Origin of the sequence: Bradyrhizobium sp. (assembly GCF_035701725.1) — a bacterium.
GTDB lineage: Bacteria > Pseudomonadota > Alphaproteobacteria > Rhizobiales > Xanthobacteraceae > Bradyrhizobium.
Genome location: NZ_DASSRP010000212.1, coordinates 1 through 3,108 on the forward strand (window position 1 = coordinate 1; position 3,108 = coordinate 3,108).

Annotated in this window: 3 protein-coding genes; all 3 read left to right on the forward strand. The window is 63.0% G+C overall.

Features of this window, described 5'->3' with window-relative positions; translation table 11 throughout:
• The first annotated feature begins 109 nt into the window (after positions 1–109).
• Positions 110–1,681 (forward strand): ABC transporter ATP-binding protein, encoded by a 1,572-nt coding sequence (locus VFL62_RS12240; RefSeq protein ID WP_325172640.1) that lies wholly within the window; start codon positions 110–112, stop codon positions 1,679–1,681.
• Complete coding sequence (locus tag VFL62_RS12245; RefSeq protein WP_325172641.1) at positions 1,665–2,756, forward strand: ABC transporter permease; 1,092 nt, start codon at positions 1,665–1,667, stop codon at positions 2,754–2,756. Before VFL62_RS12240 ends, VFL62_RS12245 begins: the two co-directional genes overlap by 17 nt.
• Positions 2,743–3,108: ABC transporter permease subunit (locus tag VFL62_RS12250; protein WP_414644691.1), on the forward strand; the 366-nt coding region annotated here is incomplete at its 3' end. The genes VFL62_RS12245 and VFL62_RS12250, both read left to right, overlap by 14 nt.

Sequence of the window (3,108 nt, forward strand, 5' to 3'; positions counted from 1 at the left end):
AGGTCGTGATTGCCAAAGCCTTGGGCAACGACTGACGCTTTTTCACCACTTACGCTGGCGCTTAAACTGGCACAGTATCAAGCCAGCCACTTTCGCACTCTGGACCCGAATGTCAGATTCGACGCCCGCCAGCCCGCATCCCGGCGCCACGCCGCTCTTGCAGACCATTGGATTGACCAAGCGCTACGGCACATTTCTGGCCAATGATTCCATCGACATCGAGGTCTGGCCGAAAGAAATCCATGCGCTTCTGGGCGAGAACGGCGCCGGCAAGTCGACGCTGGTCAAAACCATCTATGGCCTGATCCAACCGAGCGAAGGCGAGATGCGCTGGGAAGGCCAGCGCATGGTGCTGACCGGGCCGTCCGAAGCACGCAGCCGCGGCATCGGCATGGTGTTCCAGCACTTCTCGCTGTTCGACAACCTGACGGTGGCCGAGAACGTCGCGCTCGGACTCGACGGCAAGGAATCCTTCAAGGATATGTCGGCGCGACTCGAACAAGTCTCGCGCACCTACGGCCTGCCGCTCGATCCGCGTCGCGAGGTCTGGCAACTGTCGGTCGGTGAACGGCAGCGCATCGAAATCGTGCGCGCGCTGATGCAGAACCCGAAGTTCCTGATCCTCGACGAGCCGACCGCGGTGCTCACGCCGCAGGAAGCCGATCAGCTTTTCATCGTGCTGGAGCGATTGAAACAGGAGGGCCGCGCCATCCTCTACATCTCGCACAAACTGGAGGAGGTGAAGCGGCTGTGCGACACCGCGACCATTCTACGGCTAGGCAAGAAAGTCGCGACGTGCAATCCGAGAGCCGAAACCGCAGCCTCGCTGGCGCGAATGATGGTCGGCACCGAGATCAAGGAAGTCAAAGCTTCGGCACAGCGCACGATCACGGTGCCGCGGCTGGTCGTCAACAATCTCTGTATCGAGCCGGACGATCCCCACGGCGTCCGCTTGCAAAACATCTCGCTCGAACTGCGCGGCGGCGAAATCCTCGGCATCGCCGGCGTTGCCGGCAACGGCCAGGATGAGTTCTTTTCAGCCTTGTCCGGTGAGCGTCGGTCGAACGATCCAGGCACCGTGGTGATCGAAGGCATCGCGGCCGGCCATCTCACTATCACGCAGCGGCGCAAGCTCGGCGCGGCCTTTGTGCCGGAAGAACGGCTCGGCCACGGCACCGCGCCGCGCATGAAATTGTCGGAGAACGCGCTTCTGACCGGCCATGCGGCGTCGGGCATGGTGAAATTCGGCTTCATCGATACGCCGGCAACGCTGTCGACGGTCGACCGCGCCACCAAGGCCTTCGACGTCCGCAAGGCCAAGCGCGATCCGGAAGCCGCCTCGCTTTCCGGCGGCAACCTGCAGAAGTTCGTGGTCGGACGCGAGATCCTGCGCAATCCCGCGGTGCTCGTCGTCAGCCAGCCGACCTGGGGCGTCGATGCGGGCGCCGCGGCCGTGATCCGCCAGGCGCTGCTCGATCTTGCCGCCGCCGGAGCGGCCGTGCTCGTCACCAGCCAGGATCTCGACGAACTCGCCGAGATCAGCGACCGGATCGCGGTGATGTTCCATGGCCGGCTGTCCGAAGCGATGCCGACCAAGGAGGCCACGCGCGAGAAACTCGGGCTCCTGATGGGCGGAAGCGGCCTCGAGCACACGGAGGCGGCGCATGCAGCTCGTGCTTGAAAAACGCACCGAACGCTCGAATACCATTGCTTTGGTCTCCCCCCTGATCGCGATCGGACTGACGATTCTGACCATGGTCATTCTGTTCGCCATTCTCGGCAAAAATCCGCTGCTTGCGCTCTGGGTCTATTTCATCGACCCGCTCACCGACAGCTATTCGCTGCAGGAAATCGCGGTAAAGGCTACGCCGCTGGTGATGATCGCGGTGGGGCTCTCACTCTGCTATCTCGCCAATGTCTGGAATATCGGCGCGGAAGGACAGTTTCTGATCGGCGCCGTCGCCGGAAGCTGGCTCGCGGTGAAAACCCACGGCACCGATGTCGGCCCATGGGTGCTGCCGGCGATGCTGGCGATGGGCGCGGCCGGCGGCGCGCTTTATGCGATGATCCCGGCGATCTGCAAGGTGAGGTTCGGCGCCAGCGAAATCCTGACCAGTCTGATGCTGGTCTATGTCGCCGATCTCTTCCTCGATTATCTCGTGCGCGGTCCCTGGCGCGATCCGAATGGCTTCAATTTTCCGACCACCGCCGAGTTCGATTCCGTCGCCACCGTACCAACGCTGGTCGAAGGCGGCCGGCTGCACCTCGGCGCCCTTTTCGCCGTGCTCGTCGTCATTGCCGCCGCTATCCTGATCGGCCGCACCATCAAGGGCTTTGAAATCCGCGTCGTCGGCGCCGCGCCGCGCGCCGCGCGCTTCGGCGGCTTCAACTCAAGGCAACTGATCCTGCTGACATTCGCGATCTCCGGCGCACTTGCCGGCCTTGCCGGAATCATCGAGGTCGCGGGCCCGGTCGGCCATCTTCAGCCGGGCTTCTCCCCCGGCTACGGATTCACCGCGATCATCGTCGCTTTCCTCGGGCGACTGAACCCGGTTGGAATATTAATTGCAGGGCTTTTCCTCGCGCTGACCTTCATCGGCGGCGAACAGGCCCAGATCGCAATGAAGATACCCCTCGACGTTACCAAGGTTTTTCAGGGTATTCTGCTGTTCTACGTGCTCGCCTGCGATTCCCTCATTCTGTACCGGATCCGGCTGATTTCCTCTTCGCCACAGGTGCCAAGTGGAACTGCTTGAACCCATCATTCTGTCGGTGCTGGCGGCCTCGACGCCGCTGTTGATCGCGGCCACGGGCGAACTCGTGACCGAGCGTTCCGGCGTGCTCAACCTCGGCGTCGAAGGCATGATGATCGTCGGCGCGGCCTGCGCCTTCGGCGGTGCGTGGCTTACCGGGTCGATCATTGTCGGCGCGATCTGCGGCATCATCGCCGGCATGTTGATGTCGCTGATCTTCGCATCCATGGCGCTGGGGCTTGCGGTCAACCAGGTCGCGACCGGGCTTGCGCTGACCATTCTCGGCATCGGCGTCTCCGGCCTGATCGGTGCGGGCTTTGTCGGCGAGCGGATTACACCGGCGCCGCATCTGCAT